The organism is Paenarthrobacter nitroguajacolicus, from assembly GCF_031455195.1.
Taxonomy (GTDB): Bacteria; Actinomycetota; Actinomycetes; order Actinomycetales; family Micrococcaceae; genus Arthrobacter; species Arthrobacter nitroguajacolicus_D.
The window spans coordinates 254,390-271,172 of record NZ_JAVDSH010000006.1 but is presented as its reverse complement, the minus strand read 5'-3'; the positions used below and the strand labels follow the sequence as shown (position 1 = coordinate 271,172).

The window sequence follows — 16,783 nt, the reverse complement described above, 5'->3', positions numbered from 1 at the left end:
GGACTTTGGGTGGGGTTTTTCTGGTGATCCCCCCCCCCTTGGGGTCGCGGGGCGGGGCCCCTGGTTGTGGTGCGGCGGGGGGGTAAAACCGGGCCGGCCGCGCCCCCTGGGGCCCGCGCCCTTCCGTGTTAAGTTCGTTGCCTAGGAAGCGCGGCGCGCGCGAGCTGCCCGGCGCTTGAGGGCCCGTCGCTCGTCTTCGCTCATGCCGCCCCAGACGCCGGCGTCCTGGCCGGATTCCAAGGCCCACTGCAGGCAGGTATCAACTACGGGGCAACGACGGCAAACGCTTTTGGCTTCTTCTATCTGGAGAAGTGCTGGTCCGGTGTTGCCGACTGGGAAGAAGAGCTCCGGGTCCTTGTCGAGGCAGGCTGCGCGATTACGCCAATCCATGCTGATCAGTCACTCCATTCGTGAGAACTAGTAGGGCCCTTTTGTGAAAACATTCACGAGAGGCTCCAAAGGAAAGGGGCCCGCATGGGCCCCCTTGGTCGTCTGAGTCAAGCGTTTCATGTTAACGCCTTGTAAACAAGGGGTGTTAGTGGACGAAATGCCCGGAATCTGTGAGCGATGCATCACATCAGCTGCCAGTGCCCTCACTGCTAGATGACTATGTCGGGTAGTGTGCCAGTGTGTCAAGACCTCCAGTTAACCCTGCCCAATCCACGCCTGAACCCGACGGAAATGACGGGCGGGACGCACCGGCATCCGGCACATCCCGGGCCCCCGGACACACTGCGCGGCCGCTCGGCGTCACAGTTATTTCCTTGGTTGTCGTACTGGAAGCATTGGCTCTCCTGGGCGCTGCCGCTTGGTACGCTTTCGAACTGCTTACCGGAGCACCTGTCCTCACGTTCTGGGGCGCGATCTTCACTCTGGGGCTGCTCCTGGCGTTTTCCGCGTGGCTGTTTGCCGTGGGCCACTTCCTGTTCCGTGGGTACAGATGGACCCGGGCGGCCGCCTTGGTGGCCCAGTTGTTTGTCCTCACTATCGGGTTCCCCACGATGACCGGCGGTTTGGTGCTGCCGGGTTTGGCGATGATCGCTCCCGCCTTGGTGGCGATAGTGTTCTTGTTCCAAAAGGATGTCATCGCCTACGCATCGCGCACCGGCGGTGCTTCCGCGGCGCTATAGGCTGCTCCTGCCGTGCCAGCAGGTGACAAGCCAGCGGTTAGGGCCCCTTGAAACGGCGTCACGTCTTTTCCGTGGATGACGAAGCCCCTGCCTGGGCGTCCGGATCCATTAGTGTCCAACCTAGCTCCGAGGAGTTCGCCATCGTGCGGAGTCGACGGAGCCAAGACCACCCCGGTACCAGAAGCCCGCACGTCGCCGGCAAGAGGCAGGTGATGCACGAGCGCCGGTCCCGGTGTGGCTGTGAGCACAATTCCCCGGACTTTCCCGGCCAGTGCGGCGAGCGCATGGCAGCCTTCCGTATCCAGGGAGTCGGCGTCGTCCACCAACAGGATGCTGTTCGGGTCCAAGACTCCAGCTTCTGCTTCGTATGCAACCGAAGCCCAAAATGAACCTGTCCTGTCCGTGCTGTCAGGGTAGACCCATGGCACCAGGGGGTTGAGTTGGTGAAGGGCCGCCAGTACGGAGCTCTTCCCGGAATGGCGGCGACCCAGGATGGCACTGACACCCCGGTTGGGAAGGGGCAGGGCTACGGGAAGTGCTTCGTCGCCCCCAACGCCCATCCACAGTGGGGTTAGCGCATCTTCTTCAGCCGTACCCGGGCCAAGCGGATCCGCATCCGTGGGGAGCGGAGCCTTCGTGCAAGGTCCCGAATCCAAGGCATGCTGCGGTACTCCCGCCAGGCGCTGGAAGAAGTCCTCGGCGCCCAAGGTTTCTGGTAGTGGCCTGATGCGGAAAGGCGGTTCGGACCTCCCCAGGTCTTTGAAGGGCCACGCGCAGGAGTTCGGTGCTTCCCGGAACTGTGCGACGCTGGTCTGTCCGTCAACGAAATTGCCGGTGACGACACCCCGACCGGCTACGTCGTCGACGTCGGGAAGGCGGGGCCAGTGGAAACGCGATTCCTCAGTGGATCCGCTGGGAAAGTACGCCCGGTTGGGGATTGCGGCAAAGAAGCGCGAGCTGACGAGCTCCCTTTCACCCGAAATCAGCACAGTGATGCCCAGTGACGTGCCGTCGCGGACGATGTCCTGCAATGCAGCCTCTACCCACCCAAAAACCCCGTTCCGCAGGGCGTTTGCCCACGAGCACCATCCCGTCACCACCAGAACCAGTGGGGTGCCGGTTCGGACCACATTCCGGGGGTCCCGCCGAGCGTCCATTTCCGCTGCAAGGCGCTTTACGATTTGCGCCGCAAGAAGCAGCTGATGCAGCCCGGCCCTCGCCCCCAGCCGCTCCTTTTGAACCACGTCCTCCAACAGCCCGATGCCGTCAAGGACATAGAGATGCGGTTGGGGTTGGACCGTGGCCAGCATGGCGGCCGCTGCCCTGAAGCAGGTCAGTACGCCGCTGGACGCGCTGCCGATCATTGCCAGATGTCCATGTTCGGACGGAATCCATATCAATGGTTCGACGACTTGCTGGGCTGGCTTATCTACCAGTGCGAGGGGCCCAACGCACCATGATGACAGCATCGTGGAGCCCGCGCCTGGTGCCGTTCCGGTGGCAAGGAGGTGGTCGGACCAAGCTATGGAACCGGGCAGTGGTTGGGCTATTGGCGACCGCGGCTGCACCCCGCCGGCGGCTTGCCAGAGTTCCCGGAGGGAGGAAATAACGGTGCTCATCCCATCCTCAACCTGGTCATTCCGGTCAGTGGGTCCGGCCTCGGCGGCCCCGCGTTGCAGTAGGGCCTGGCCAACGGTCCTGGCGAGGACCAGCCCGTGGCCTGACCCGGAACCGGAAGCCCTGGTTCCCGGAGACACGGCAAGTGATGCTGTCTGGAATTCTTCGGCTTCTCCAGAGGCCCGGGCTAAAAACGCGCGTCCGGGAGTCCCGACTCGAATGGAACCGGCAGCCTTGCTGTTGATGATGTCGGAGGACTCTGCGTCCGATTGGACCCTCAGCGCGATACTGGAAGTGACGTTTGCCCGAATGTCGGCAGTGAGGGCTCCCTGCGGCCTTTGCGTTGCCATCACCAGGTGGATTCCCAAGGAACGTCCGATGGCTGCAATGCGCATGAGTTCTTGGATCGCGCCCGGAGCTTGGTCCACGAGCATGCGGAACTCATCAATGACCAGAAGCAGATGGGGTATTGCAGGGGAATGCCGCTCCAAGCGGTGGTATTGGCTGAGGTCCGAAACGCCCGCCGCAGCGAGTACCTCCTCCCTGCGGCTGATTTCTGCACGGAGCGAGACGAGGGCGCGATCGAGATGATGCCTGGTGAGGTCGGTCAGGAGTCCTACGCAGTGCGGGAGGCGTGCCAGTGGACCCAGTCCTGAACCACCCTTGAAATCGACGAACAGGAAAGTTGCGTGGTCCGGAGATTGGCTTAGCGCTATGGAAGCCACTAAGGTTCGCAGCAATTCCGACTTTCCGGAGCCTGTGGTTCCGGCAACCAAAAGGTGTGGGCCATCGAGCTTGAAGTCGAAGGTCATGGGACCTTCGCGGCCCTGGCCAAGCACGGCAACCAGTCCGTTCCGGCTTGTGGGGTCGGCCCAGTGGCGCAGCAGCCTGCGCTGGCCGCCCGGATGCAGGTCACCGAACGAGCAGCTGTCGGGTATGGCACGGTCATTGCCGGACCTCTTGGTCCAGGCCTCGGCTGCTGATTGCCGACAGAAAGCGTCAAACACGTCCACGGGGACGAGGTCCGGGATAAAGTCGCGACTGCAGCCGTCCATCTTGACGACGCCAGAGATGCCGGATGGCCCCAATTCCACAGCCGGCAGCAGATGTGCCGGCGAGGCGGAGCAGTCGATGACCTGCCAGCCGATCCGGTGGGCAGCTGTAAGCAGCGATGTTATGGATTCCATGCCGCTTCCCCCGGGATCATCGACCACGACAAGCCTGCCAGCGGAGGTGCCGTGCTGGTCGAGGGCTGTGAGCGCGGCAAAGTAACTGGCTGCCAGAGTCACTCTGGGGAGGAAACGGGCAGCCAGGGGCAGCCTACTGACCGGTCCCAGCACGATGACTGCTGTGTCGGCCGAGCTTTGGAAGCTGCCCAGCTGCATCAGCAAAAAACGGAGCAACGCGTCCACATGGTCCGGCCGTCCACGAAGCTTCACCAGCGGGAGCTTCGGATCCAAGGTCACAGCGGCCATTCCGATGGGAGGTGGCCGGAAATGGGGATCGTGGGGAACCATCCGAATATTTGCCTGGGCGCTGTTGCTGATGCCGAGCCGCACCCAGGCGCCGTCGTCCACCGGTGGCAGCCCGTCCGGCGTCGAACCCTCTCCCGGCTTCGAGGCCGGAGGCTGGGCTTCTTGGCCGGCCACGCCCATGGGCGGGGGCGGACGGTAGTTGGCCATGATGATGTCGGCGGCCGAGGGGGAGCACCGCCGGCGTCGCGCGATATCTTCCTGAACCGCCCGTGAAAGGGCCACGACCCGCTCCTTTCGACCTTTTCTGCCAGTGAGCAGCGGGACCAGGAGGCTGACCGCGGAGAGTGCGGTGAAGCCCAGATACATCCATGCACCAGTGACAGCAACCAAGGCTACGCCGGCTATTAACGGCAGTCCCGCGGCCAGCGCCAAGGGAAGGCGGCGGGTGGTGGGCGAAGCGTGCACCACATCAAGGGGTTCCGCCACTGAGCACCCGGCGAGGCTGGAGAGAGGTGAAAGGGCACCTTTATGGGTGGAAATGCTGAAAGTCGAGTTGCCGCAGCGGATTAAGGACTCGGAGCTGATGGGGCTTCGCCTCGCTGCCTTACCGCAGACGTACAGAGGTGCAGCGCCGACCACTTGGCTCAACGCTACGGCTGTGCCGGAAACCTCCAGTACAGCCTGCTCCCGAGACATCGCAGAATCCGGCACCGAGATATCGACCGGACCGCGTCCGATGATGAACCGCCCACGGTGCAGCCGGAAGACGGATCCGGCAGCCGGTCCAGAGTGGGCCAACAACACCAGCGGCACCGATCTGGCGTCCGGATTCTGAGGTTGCGGGGGGCCATCCACCAGGATGGCCCCGGATACCAAGGGGGGAATTCCTACGGTGAGAGCAGATACTTCCTGTCCCTGAACTGTAAGAGGGCCGGTGCCATGGGCTTCCGCAATGAGGGACTGAACGTGGACGCCGGACGTGCCGGCGGGAACTGCAATGGACAATTCCGTGGGCACGGAATTCCGCGCAGCACCGGGACTATGGACCAGTGTGCACTCCAGTGTCATCGGGTTTCCTCTCGCAACGGCCTGCTTCACCACTGACGATAGGGACTCCGCGACGGGAGTTCTGGACCCTTAATGGCGTATGTGGACAACGAGGCCAAGCCTGTGCCTCATACCGCTTCCTTGACGCCGGGGCATGGTGTCTCAGCTAAGATGAGTTTCGTTGTCGCGTGTGCTCAATGAGGAAGGACCTTCACCGGTGATAGTGGTTGCGGAGAGCGCCGATGTTTCAGACAAGGCGGTAATTGGTGATGGATCAAAGATTTGGCATCTTGCCCAAGTCCGCGAGCAGGCCGAACTTGGCGTCAATTGCATCGTAGGACGGGGTGCCTACATTGGCACCGGGGTCAAGATGGGTGACAACTGCAAAGTTCAAAACTATGCACTTGTCTACGAGCCCGCGGAACTGGAAGCCGGCGTTTTCATCGGCCCGGCCGTGGTGTTGACCAACGACACCTACCCCCGGGCCGTTGGCCCGGATGGCAGCCAGAAGAGTGCCCATGATTGGGAACCGGTGGGCGTGACGATTCGCGAAGGCGCGTCAATCGGCGCCCGCGCCGTGTGCGTCGCCCCCGTGACCATCGGACGATGGGCCACTGTGGCCGCCGGAGCAGTAGTCGCCAAAGACGTCCCGGACTTTGCGTTGATGGTCGGAGTTCCGGCCAAGCGCCATGGTTGGGTTGGCAAGGCCGGCTTCCCGCTGAAGCGCAGCGGCGAAAACTGGGTATGCCCCGAAACCGGCGCCACGTATGTTGAACAGAACGAGATTCTTCGAGAGGTAGAGGCATGAGCCCCGAATTCATTCCCCCCGCAAAGCCCATCATTGGCGAAGATGAGCGTAAGGCGGTAGATGCAGTGCTGGCTTCCGGTCAGCTCGCCCAGGGGTCGGAGGTGGCATCTTTCGAGCAGGAATTCTCGCAGGTACTCCTCGACGGCAGGGCAGCGGTGGCGGTCAACTCCGGCACCTCCGGTTTGCACCTTGGCCTCCTGGCTGCCGGCATCGGCGCCGGGGACGAAGTCATCGTTCCCTCCTTCACTTTCGCTGCCACGGCAAACTCTGTGGCATTGACTGGCGCAACGCCCGTCTTCGCCGACGTCGACCCTGACTACTACACGCTGGACCCCGCTTCCGTAGAGTCGAAGATCACGGACCGTACGGCCGCCATCATGCCTGTCCACCTCTACGGACACCCCTTCGATGTTGACGCCATTGGCGCGCTCGCATCCAAGCACGGGGTCAAGGTCTTCGAGGATGCCGCGCAGGCCCACGGTGCGGCGGTCAACGGGCGCAAGGTCGGTACATTCGGCGACTTCGCCATGTTCAGCCTCTACCCCACCAAGAACATGACGTCCGGCGAAGGCGGAATGGTGAGCACTGGCCTGGCCGACGTCGAGCGCCGGCTTCGCTTGTTGCGCAACCAAGGCATGGAACGGCAGTACGAGAATGAGCTGGTCGGCTTCAACTGCCGCATGACCAACATCCACGCTGCGATCGGGCGCGTGCAGTTGACCAAGGTTGAAGCCTGGACCAAGACCCGTCAGGCAAACGCAGCTTTCTTCGATGCAAACATCGAAAGCGTCGTCACTCCCAAAGTTGCGGACGGGTACGAGCACGTCTACCACCAGTACACCATCCGCATCGCTGAGGACCGTGACGGTTTCGCGAAGGCACTCCGCGAGGAGTACAACGTTGGCTGTGGCGTCTACTACCCCATCCCCAACCACCGCCTCGCCCCGTTCCAGACCTCTGATGACCTGCCCGTCACCGAGGAGTCGGCGGCAAGTGTGCTTTCCCTCCCGGTTCACCCGTCGTTGAGCCAGGACGACCTTGACCGGATCGTCGCCGCAGTCAACGCCGTTGCGAAGGCAGGAAGCTAGTGGCAAACCTACGCGCAGGCCTCATCGGATTGGGCATGATGGGGCGCCACCACGCCCGGGTCATCCGCGAACTCGAAGGCGTGGACCTAGTGGCCGTTGCGGATTCCTTTGGGGACCCGCACAACGTTGCCGATGGCTTGACCGTCTGCGGCTCGGTGGATGAACTTATTGAGCAGGGCATCGACATGGCTGTTGCTGCTGTGCCGACGGTGCTGCACGAGGAAGTGGCTCTGAAGCTCGCGGAGGCCGGCGTGCACTGCCTCGTCGAAAAACCCATCGCCAATGACTCCGAGTCTGGTCGTCGCATCGCGAGGGCTTTCGAGGCCAAGGGACTCATTGGTGCCGTAGGGCACATCGAGCGCTTCAATCCGTCGCTGCAGAGCTTGCGAGAGCGACTGGAGAACGGCGACCTGGGAGAGGTGTACCAGATCAGTACCCGCCGTCAGGGCCCGTTCCCTGCGAGGATCGCCGACGTTGGTGTGGTCAAGGACCTGGCAACACATGATATTGATCTCACGGCGTGGCTGGCGCAAAGTAACTTTGTCAACGTCGTTGCCCACACCACCTCCCGCAGCGGCCGCGAGCACGAGGACATGGTTACGGCAATTGGCCACCTCAAGAGCGGCGTGGTGACCAACCACATCGTGAACTGGCTGTCCCCCATGAAGGAGCGGACGACTGTTGTTCTGGGTGAGCGGGGTGCGTACATCGCCGATACAATCTCGGCTGACCTGACATTTATCGAGAACGGTACGTTCCAGACGGATTGGGACTCTGTTGCAGCCTTCCGTGGTGTTTCGGAGGGCTCGTCAACGCGGTTCGCGTTGGCCAAGCGTGAGCCCCTAAAGATGGAGCACGAAGCCTTCCGTGACGCGGTCCTTGGAAAGTCGATGAACGTCGTTACGATGGCCGAAGGTCTTGAGACCCTGAGGGTCGCGGAAGCAGTTTTGGATTCCGCAAAATCCGGCTCCGTCGTCATGCTCTGAGGGAGCAATCTCGACGCAAGCACAAAGGGAGGTTGGCCGATGGCCGGCCTCCCTTTGCCGTTTGGAAACCTGCGCATCGGTGGGCCGATGGCTGCGCCCGATACAGGGAACCCCAGCCTTGTCGGGTAGCCTTGACCAGTAGACGTGGGCATTTCTGTGCCCGCACGCCAATACACAGGAGAGTTTGTGAACGCTGATCTCGTCGTCGTCGGCTCGGGTTTCTTTGGCCTGACCATCGCAGAACGCGCCGCTACCGAGTTGGGGCTGAAGGTCGCGGTGCTTGATCGCCGCCACCATATTGGAGGAAACGCCTACAGCGAAAACGAAGAGAAGACCGGAATCGAGGTTCACCGGTACGGTGCGCACCTCTTCCACACTTCCAACGAGCGTGTATGGGAATACGTGAACCGCTTTACCAAGTTCACCAGCTACCAGCACAAGGTGTACACCAACCATAAGGGCGAGGTGTACCCGATGCCCATCAACCTGGGCACCATCAACCAGTTTTTCCGGTCGGCCCTGAGCCCGTCGGAAGCGAAGGCCCTCATCGCTGAGCAAGCCGGTGAGTTGGCGGGAACCGACCCCCAGAACCTGAACGACAAGGGCATCCAGCTGATTGGCCGGCCGCTGTACGAGGCGTTCATCAAGCACTACACCGGCAAGCAGTGGCAGACGGATCCCAAGGACCTGCCCGCCGAGATCATCTCGCGACTCCCGGTGCGTTACAACTACGACAACCGGTACTTCAACGACACCCACGAGGGCCTTCCGGTGGATGGCTACACCGCGTGGATCGAGCGGATGGCGGATCACCCCAACATTGAGGTCATCCTGAACGCTGACTTCTTTGACGACGGAGAGTACGGCCGCTCGTCAGTTCTTGGCCAGGTTCCGGTCATCTACACCGGTCCTGTGGACCGCTACTTTGACTACGCCGAGGGCGACCTGTCGTGGCGCACCATTGACTTGGAGGAGGAAGTCCTTCCCATCGAGGACTTCCAGGGCTGCGCGGTCATGAACTACCCGGATGCCGAAGCTGCATACACCAGGATCCACGAGTTCCGTCACTTCCACCCCGAGCGTGACTACACCAAGGACGCAACCGTCATCATGCGCGAATTCTCGCGCTTTGCCGAGAAGGGTGACGAGCCCTACTACCCGGTCAACACCTCTGATGACCGCCAGAAGCTTTTGGCCTACCGCGACCTCGCCCGTGGCGAGAAGTCGGTGCTGTTCGGTGGCCGTCTCGGCACGTACAAGTACCTGGACATGCACATGGCCATCGGGTCGGCACTGTCCATGTTCGACAACAAGATCAAGCCGCACTTCACCGGCGGCGCAAAGCTTGAAAGCGGGGGAGTGGACGCATGACCACTACTACCAACGAAAGCCAGGAGGCAGGCATGACTGCCGCTCAGTCCACTGAAAGCGCCGCCCAGCAGGGGATGCGCATCGTCCAGCGCGTTGTGTTCCCCGCCAACCGGGACTTGGACACGCTTCCGCTCTATGTCGACCCGGACACCAGCAAGGTGCAGAAGGACGACGGCGGCAGCACCGCCGTCGTGCAGGCAGTTGGCATGACCCGCAAGCTGCACCCGGAAGACATCCTTGACCGTGGTTCCGTCCAGGTCCGCAGGGGTGAGCGCCTGTCCTTCGGTTCGTACTTCAACGCCTTCCCGGCCAGCTACTGGCGCAAGTGGACCGTGGCAACCAAGACTGTCCTTCACCTCGACACCGAGGGGGAGGGAACGGTCATTGTTTACCGTTCCAATGCCCGTGGTGCCGCGCAGCGTGTGGACTCGATCCTTGTAGAGGGCGCGTCCAGCAACGATTTCGAGTTGTCGCTTGCTCCCTTCGGTGATGGCGGCTGGTACTGGTTCGACCTGATCGCCGGCGGCGACGGCATGACCTTGAAGAGCGCGCACTGGGCAGTGCCCGATGAAGGCCGCCCGCAGGGCAAGGTGACACTGGGTGTCACCACCTTCAACCGTGCGGACTACTGCCTCGAGACCATCAAATCCATTGACGCCGATGCAGGTCTCCGTGAGATCCTCGCCGAGCTCATCATCGTGGACCAGGGCAACAAGAAGGTCGCCGATGAGGCAGGCTTTGACTCGGTGGCCGAGTCCATGGGCGAGCAGCTGCGCGTCATCAACCAGGGTAATCTGGGCGGTTCCGGTGGGTTCGCCCGCAACATGTACGAAATGCTCGTGTCCGACAAGAGCGATTACGTCATGCTGCTGGATGACGACATTGAGCTCGAAACAGAGGGTGTCATGCGCGCTGTCGCGTTCGCTGACCTCTGCCGGAAGCCCACCATCGTGGGTGGCCACATGTTCGACATGTACAACAAGTCGGTACTGCACGCCTACTCAGAGGTAGTGAACTTCTACCGCTTCCTCTGGGGCCCGGTGGAAGGTCTCGGCAACCACGACTTCTCCGCTGCCGGCCTCCGGTCCACCCCGCAGCTCCACAGGCGTTGGGACGCGGACTACAACGGCTGGTGGATGTGCCTCATCCCCAAGACAGTGGTGGAAACCATTGGCCTGTCCCTTCCCGTCTTCATCAAGTGGGATGACGCGGAATACTCCCTGCGTGCCCGCGCTGCAGGATTCCCCACCGTTACGCTCCCGGGCGCCGCAGTGTGGCATGTCTCTTGGGCAGACAAGGACGACTCCGTTGACTGGCAGGCGTATTACCACGAGCGCAACAGGCTTATTGCCACGCTGCTGCACTCACCGTTCCCCAAGGGCGGACGTATCCTGCGCGAAAGCTTGAACGCTGACGTCAAGCACCTGGTATCGATGCAGTACTACCCTGAGCAGGCGCGCATCATGGCTCTTCGTGATGTCCTGGCGGGCCCAGGGAATCTCCATGATCAACTGCCCACCATGATGCCGAAGCTCCGCGCCATGCGCGACGAGTTCCAGGATTCCCAGATCAAGACGGATCCGTCTGCTTTCCCGGAAGTCTTCCGCAAGCGTCCCCCGAAGAAGCCCCAATCCTACAAGCAGCCCGGCGCGCTCGGCCTGCTTCCCTGGGCAGTGAAAACCGTGCTGAAACAGGCGTTGGCTCCGGTCCGCGATTCTGCCAAGGTCAACCCTGAGGCGCACGTCGCGCACCAGGACGGCAAGTGGTGGAGCCTGGCGCATCTGGACAGCGCCGTGGTTTCCAATGCTGATGGCACTGGCGCCTCATGGCACCTGCGTGATCCCCAGCTGGCACGTCAACTGGTGGTTGAGTCCGCCAAGCTCCACGCACAGCTGTTCTCAAACTGGGAGACCCTGCGGACCCAGTACCGTGAGGCCTTGCCGGAGATCACGTCCATGGAATCCTGGCGGAAGACCTTTGAAGCGTCGGAGCCCAACAAGTAGCGATGTCGAACTCCACTGATACATATGCCGTCCCCGGAGTGGGCGCCGGGCTTCTTGACGTCTACCGTCGCAGGTATCTGCTCAAGCTGATTGTGCGTAAGGAACTCCGGGTCCGGTACCGTGGCTCGGTGCTGGGCTTGGCGTGGTCCTACGTCAAGCCGTTGGTTCAGTACGTAGTGCTGTTCTTCGCCTTGGGCATCGTGTTGCGTGTGGGGGACCAGATCCCCAACTATGCGCTGTACATGTTCTCCGGCGTTATTGTCATCAACTTCTTCTCCGAAGCGTTCTCGAATGCCACAAGGTCGATCGTTTCGAACGCGGCGTTGGTGAAAAAGATCTATCTGCCACGGGAGCTTTTCCCCGTAGCCTCGGTGTGGGTTGCGGCAGTACATTTCCTGCCGCAACTGATCGTGTTGCTGGCAGCAGCGCTGCTCAACGGTTGGCACCCCGATATTTCGCAGCTTTTCGGTGCGTTGCTCGGTTTCGTCATCGTTGCGGTCACGGCCACAGGTTTGGGACTGCTTGCCGGTGCCATCAATGTGTTCTTCCGGGACGCTGAGAACATCGTGGACATGCTCATGATGATTGTCACCTGGACATCCCCGGTCCTCTACGACTGGACCATGATCCGGCGCCTGGCCGCACCCTGGGTATTGACCATTTATCAGCTCAATCCCATCACGGTTGCTGTGGAGCTGTTCCACTGGGCCTTCTGGTACCCGACTGTCAACCAGCCAGTTGAGTTGCCACCACACCTGCTGATGACCGGATTCATTGGTCTTGGCATGGCTGCATTGTTCCTAGTTATCGGCCAGATCGTCTTCCGACGCCTTGAAGGCCACTTTGCGCAGGAGGTTTAGTTGGGCGCCGCAGTAATCGTCAAGGGGCTGAAAAAGACCTTCAACCTCCGCCATTCGCATTCCATGAAGGAAACACTGGTGTGGCTCGTCAAGGGCCGCAAGGGGGAGCTGACCAAAAAGTTTGATGCCCTGCATGATGTGAGCTTCGAAATCCAACCTGGTGAGACGGTGGCCCTGCTGGGGTTCAACGGCTCCGGCAAGTCCACGCTGTTGAAATTGATCTCCGGCGTGATCCTGCCAGACCAAGGGACTGTTCGCACCAAAGGGCGTGTGGCAGGCCTGATCGAAGTTGGCGCGGGCTTCCACCCGGATCTTTCCGGTCGTGAAAATGTGTACCTCAACGCTGCCATCCTGGGAATGTCCGAGCAGGAGATCGAGGAAAAGTTCGACGACATCGTCGCTTTCTCGGAGATCGAGCAGTTCATCGACACCGAAGTGAAGTTCTACTCATCGGGTATGTTCCTTCGCCTCGCGTTCGCCGTTGCAGTCCACACCCAGCCGGACATCTTTCTGGTGGATGAGATCCTGGCTGTGGGCGACGAACCCTTCCAGCGGAAATGTTTGGCCAAGATCAAGCAACTCTCCGATGAGGGGAGAACCTTGGTGGTGGTAAGCCATGACCTCGACATGATCGCGCGTATCTGTGACCGCGGTGTGGTGCTGTCCTCGGGAACAGTGCAGTTCGAGGGACCTGCTGACCAGGCTGTGGCATGGCTTCGAGACCGCCACTAACCGGAATAAATTGCAAGAGTCGTCTGTCAACGGATGGCTAGTAGAAGCATCTAAGAAAGGCGATCGTAGGGATGGGTATCGGCCCGCTGCTGTTGTGTGTACTCCTGATCGTTGTGTTGTGGTGGGGGCCAGGCTGGCTCCTGGGCGAGGCACTGGGCGTGCGTCGTATCTTGCTGCCCGTGGTGGCCCCGTTGCTGGGAATGGGTGTTCTGACCGTCATCGGCGTCATGGGCAACGCTTTGGGCTTGAGCTGGCAGTTGCTGCCCGTCGTGTTGGTCCTGGTGCTGCTGTCCGGGGTTCTTTTCGTCGCGCGGTTGGCTCTCCAGCGGCGCTTCCCGGACAAGTTCGATAATCCTCCGGTAAAGAGCATCTTTGGGAAGCACCACTTCAAGGGGACGTGGTTGGTCATCGGTGCAGGTCTGGTGGCCGGCGGCGCCGTCGCCGCGGTGTCGTGGACTGTTGGTACTGAGGGTCTCCTGGGAATCAATCAGGACTGGGACATTCCCTGGCACGCCAACATGATCAGGTTGATCTCGGTCAACCATGAGTGGGATCCTAGCATCGCGGGCAACTTTGCCTACTACGACACCAATATTGGCGAAGCCCCGATCCGTAGCTACCCGATCGCCTTCCATGCCGTGCTCTCACTTTTCTGGCCGATGAGCGGCGTCAGCATCCCCGTGTTCCTGAACGTCTTTGTCCTGGTGATGATGGGCGTCCAGTTGCCCCTGAGCACCATGGCGCTGACCATGGTGGTCACCCGTCGCCCACTCGCAGTGGCAGCCGCGGGTGCCGTGTCAGGCTGGTTCACCGTGTACCCCTACGACCTGCTCTGGCGTGGTCCGCTGATACCTTTCTTTGCCGGAATGTTGCTGGTGGGCCCCTTCGTTTACCTCGCTGTCAAAGGTGCTGTGGACCGTCGGAAGTTCTGGATTCCGGGAATCGCCTTCGGCGCAGTGGGCCTGATCGCCGTTCACCCCTCCCTGGCCTTCGTTGTCCTGCCGGTGCTGGTTTTCTGGATGCTCTCTGCGCTGGTTCGCCGCAGGGGAAGAATTCTGGGAATTACCGTCTACTTGGCGGTCTCGGGTGTGTTGGCCGTGGTCCTGGGGCTGCCCATCATTACCCAGATGCTGAAGGAATCCGAGCGGGTTTCCAAGCAGGTGTGGGCAGCCGACACGGACCGCAACGGTGCCATCCAGAACATCATTTTCCTGAATCACGGCTCCATGGCCATGCCGATCCTCACGGCCATGGTGGCCCTGGGCTGTCTTGCGCTCGTCTTCAGGATCCGCATGTGGTGGTATTTCGGCCCCGTCCTGGCGTTCGCGTTCCTGTCGGTTTACACCATGGGTACGGACAACCCCCGCTTTATGTCATTGACGGCGCCTTTCTACGATGACCAGTGGCGGATCTTCGGCATCCTTGTCATGCTCCTCATACCGCTGGCGGGCTTGGGCATTGCCCAGACAGCAGAGGCAGTTACCTGGCTCGTTGGCAGGGTCCGCGCTTCACGCTCCACCAACCGGGAAGTGGGGTCGTCGCACAGGGGCAGCACTGTGTTGACAGCTGCCGTGGCGGCCGCCGTGCTCCTGGTGAGCGGCATTGCCGCCATCCCGTACTTCAAGCAAAACGCGGAGCGGATCAACATCAACACCAAGGTGGACGGTGCAACGCTCAGCAAATCCGAGGTGGATCTGCTCAGCACCATGGACCGTTATGTTCCGCAGGACGCCACCGTGCTGAACGATTCCTGCGATGGTTCCGTGTGGATGTACGCGCTCGGGAACCGTATGCCCATGATCCGACACTTCGAAATCCTTCCCACCAACCGGCAGTTGCTGGTCCTGCAGAAGTTGGGTGACCTCGCCTCCGACGACGCCGCCCGTGCCGCTGCTTCCGAGCTTGGCATCGAATGGGTGTACATCGCCGATGGCCGGATCCGCGCGTGGGATGAGCCCAAGCCGGGCCTGACACAGCCGGATTCCATCCCGTACCTTAAGCTCGTGGTGCGTGAAGGAAACGCGGCACTGTATCAGATCGACTGGAGCCAGCTCCCTGGCGGAAAACAAGCGTTCGACGCCGCATCCAAGGACCGTCATCAGCTTGACGGTGTCTCGGGAATCCTTGAGAACACCAAGCCTGATGGCATTGCCCCGCTAGGAAGGATCTGCTGATCATGAAGGCTTTCATCGGAAAGTTCATGGCCTCGAGCTTGTTCAAGTTCCTTGTAGTTGGCGGCCTGAGCTTCCTTGTTGACCTTGGCCTGCTTGCTCTGTGTTTCCAGGTCTTCGGCTGGCCCCTGTGGCTCGCAACCGGAGCCGGTTTCTGGGGCAGCTTCTTCTTCAACTACTTCCTGCAGCGCCATTTCGCCTTCAACGGTGGCGGCACTGCTCTGGGCGGTGTTCTCAGGTACTCGGTCCTTCTGGCATTCAACACCGTGGCCGTCATGGGCATTGTGGAGCTCTTCCAGTTCCTTGGGGCCGGATATGTAGTGGGTAAAGTAGTTGCGACGATTGTCACCATGGGGTGGAACTACTTCATCTACAAGCACTGGATCTTCCCGCAGCAAAAGCAAGTGAAGAACGCCACTGAACCTATACATGGCGAGCCTGACTCCGACTTGCCGGCCCAAAAACTCACACCTAACAGCAGCGAAGGATAATCGATGTATCGAGGCGTTCGAATTGCCGCGGTAGTACCGGCCTATAAAGAAGAAAACCACATTGCACAGGTCATCGAAACGATGCCCGACTTTGTCGATGACATCGTCATTGTTGATGACTGCAGCCCGGACGACACTTCTGGCGCTGCCCGCCGGGCCGACGACGGCCGGGTCACCTTGATCCGCCACGAGGTCAACCAGGGTGTGGGTGGCGCTGTCCTGACAGCCCACAAGGCTGCAATGGAACTGGGTGCAGACATCAACGTCGTCATGGCCGGCGACGCGCAGATGGATCCCGACTACCTTCCGCAGCTGCTGGACCCTGTGGTTGACGGCTACGGTTTCGCCAAGGCCAATAGGTTCTTCTCCGGAGAATCGTTCGCCGGCATGCCCGGTTACCGCATCTTCGGCAACATTGTCTTGTCCTTCATGACGAAGCTGGCTTCCGGCTACTGGCACATCTTTGATCCGCAGAATGGCTATACCGCCATCCGGACCGAGGTGCTCCGCCGTCTGCCCATGAACAAGGTAGCGGCCCGCTACAGCTTCGAGAACGACCTTCTCATCCACCTGAACATCCTGGACGTGCCGATTGTGGACGTTCCCATTCCGGCGGTGTACGGCAATGAGGTGTCCAGCATCAAGCTCCGGAAGGTTATCCCCGAGCTGCTGGCGATGCTCTTCGGTGGTTTCTGGCGTCGGGTGTGGTGGAAGTACATGGTGTGGTCCTTCTCTGCTGTGGCCCTCCTGCTAATTGCCGGGATCGCACTGATCGTCATGGGCCTGGTGGCCGGGATCTGGGTTTTGGCAGCCAGCGTCGGTTCACCCACGGCGGGGTCGGTGATGCTTGCTGTGGTGCCGTTTGTGCTGGGTGTGCAGATGCTGTTGGTCTCGTTGCAACTGGATATTCAAGCCAGTCCCAACAGGCCTTCCATGCACCCCATGAAGGAACGCACCTAGAAGGCAAGACTCTGGAAGACAGAGGGAGAGCCCGGACGCATCAA

13 protein-coding genes are annotated in these 16,783 nt (G+C 61.0%); 11 read left to right on the top strand and 2 right to left on the bottom strand.

The window, feature by feature from the left end; genetic code table 11:
• Positions 1–141: 141 nt before the first annotated feature.
• A complete protein-coding gene (locus J2Y68_RS15080; RefSeq protein WP_003804966.1) occupies positions 142–390 on the bottom strand; it encodes a WhiB family transcriptional regulator in 249 nt (82 codons plus the stop codon).
• A 239-nt stretch (positions 391–629) separates the two neighbouring features.
• Between J2Y68_RS15080 and J2Y68_RS15075 the strand changes: the two genes are divergently transcribed.
• Positions 630–1,130, top strand: coding sequence for a hypothetical protein (locus tag J2Y68_RS15075; RefSeq protein WP_309994569.1), 501 nt, complete (start codon positions 630–632; stop codon positions 1,128–1,130).
• On the opposite strand, the gene J2Y68_RS15070 is transcribed toward J2Y68_RS15075, so the two are convergent.
• Positions 1,091–5,290: an FtsK/SpoIIIE domain-containing protein gene (locus J2Y68_RS15070; RefSeq protein ID WP_309994568.1), complete on the bottom strand. Its 4,200-nt coding sequence runs from the start codon at positions 5,288–5,290 to the stop codon at positions 1,091–1,093. The two genes, J2Y68_RS15075 and J2Y68_RS15070, sit on opposite strands and share 40 nt — an antisense overlap.
• Before the next feature lie 169 nt (positions 5,291–5,459).
• Here J2Y68_RS15070 and J2Y68_RS15065 point away from each other — a divergent pair, with 169 nt between their 5' ends.
• The 10 genes from J2Y68_RS15065 to J2Y68_RS15020 all read left to right on the top strand — a co-directional run bounded on the left by J2Y68_RS15065 (position 5,460) and on the right by J2Y68_RS15020 (position 16,739).
• Entirely contained in the window at positions 5,460–6,077 is a 618-nt protein-coding gene (locus tag J2Y68_RS15065) for an acyltransferase (RefSeq protein ID WP_211714185.1), read from the top strand.
• On the top strand, positions 6,074–7,165 hold the full coding sequence (locus J2Y68_RS15060; protein WP_309994566.1) for a DegT/DnrJ/EryC1/StrS family aminotransferase: 1,092 nt from the start codon (positions 6,074–6,076) through the stop codon (positions 7,163–7,165). Before J2Y68_RS15065 ends, J2Y68_RS15060 begins: the two co-directional genes overlap by 4 nt.
• The gene (locus J2Y68_RS15055) at positions 7,165–8,151 is read left to right on the top strand and encodes a Gfo/Idh/MocA family oxidoreductase (RefSeq protein ID WP_309994565.1); all 987 of its coding nucleotides are present in this window, start codon (positions 7,165–7,167) and stop codon (positions 8,149–8,151) included. The genes J2Y68_RS15060 and J2Y68_RS15055 overlap by 1 nt, the downstream gene beginning before the upstream one ends.
• 186 nt (positions 8,152–8,337) lie before the next feature.
• Positions 8,338–9,522, top strand: a complete 1,185-nt coding sequence (gene glf / locus J2Y68_RS15050; protein WP_167263124.1) for a UDP-galactopyranose mutase — start codon at positions 8,338–8,340, stop codon at positions 9,520–9,522.
• The gene (locus J2Y68_RS15045; protein WP_309994564.1) at positions 9,519–11,525 is read left to right on the top strand and encodes a glycosyltransferase; all 2,007 of its coding nucleotides are present in this window, start codon (positions 9,519–9,521) and stop codon (positions 11,523–11,525) included. Before glf ends, J2Y68_RS15045 begins: the two co-directional genes overlap by 4 nt.
• Positions 11,526–11,527: 2 nt before the next feature.
• On the top strand, positions 11,528–12,385 hold the full coding sequence (locus tag J2Y68_RS15040; RefSeq protein WP_167263120.1) for an ABC transporter permease: 858 nt from the start codon (positions 11,528–11,530) through the stop codon (positions 12,383–12,385).
• Positions 12,386–13,117 (top strand): ABC transporter ATP-binding protein, encoded by a 732-nt coding sequence (locus tag J2Y68_RS15035; protein WP_309994563.1) that lies wholly within the window; start codon positions 12,386–12,388, stop codon positions 13,115–13,117.
• A 71-nt stretch (positions 13,118–13,188) separates the two neighbouring features.
• Positions 13,189–15,291: a DUF6541 family protein gene (locus J2Y68_RS15030; protein WP_309994562.1), complete on the top strand. Its 2,103-nt coding sequence runs from the start codon at positions 13,189–13,191 to the stop codon at positions 15,289–15,291.
• 2 nt (positions 15,292–15,293) lie between these two features.
• Positions 15,294–15,779, top strand: a complete 486-nt coding sequence (locus tag J2Y68_RS15025) for a GtrA family protein (RefSeq protein ID WP_309994561.1) — start codon at positions 15,294–15,296, stop codon at positions 15,777–15,779.
• A gap of 3 nt (positions 15,780–15,782) precedes the next feature.
• A complete protein-coding gene (locus J2Y68_RS15020) occupies positions 15,783–16,739 on the top strand; it encodes a glycosyltransferase family 2 protein (RefSeq protein WP_309994559.1) in 957 nt (318 codons plus the stop codon).
• Positions 16,740–16,783 lie beyond the last annotated feature (44 nt).

Coding starts and splice junctions, on each gene's coding strand:
- J2Y68_RS15080 (WP_003804966.1), bottom strand. CDS start 390: ATGGATTGGCGTAATCGCGCAGCCTGCCTCGACAAGGACCCGGAGCTC.
- J2Y68_RS15070 (WP_309994568.1), bottom strand. CDS start 5,290: ATGACACTGGAGTGCACACTGGTCCATAGTCCCGGTGCTGCGCGGAAT.
- J2Y68_RS15060 (WP_309994566.1), top strand. CDS start 6,074: ATGAGCCCCGAATTCATTCCCCCCGCAAAGCCCATCATTGGCGAAGAT.
- J2Y68_RS15045 (WP_309994564.1), top strand. CDS start 9,519: ATGACCACTACTACCAACGAAAGCCAGGAGGCAGGCATGACTGCCGCT.
- J2Y68_RS15040 (WP_167263120.1), top strand. CDS start 11,528: ATGTCGAACTCCACTGATACATATGCCGTCCCCGGAGTGGGCGCCGGG.
- J2Y68_RS15030 (WP_309994562.1), top strand. CDS start 13,189: ATGGGTATCGGCCCGCTGCTGTTGTGTGTACTCCTGATCGTTGTGTTG.
- J2Y68_RS15025 (WP_309994561.1), top strand. CDS start 15,294: ATGAAGGCTTTCATCGGAAAGTTCATGGCCTCGAGCTTGTTCAAGTTC.
- J2Y68_RS15020 (WP_309994559.1), top strand. CDS start 15,783: ATGTATCGAGGCGTTCGAATTGCCGCGGTAGTACCGGCCTATAAAGAA.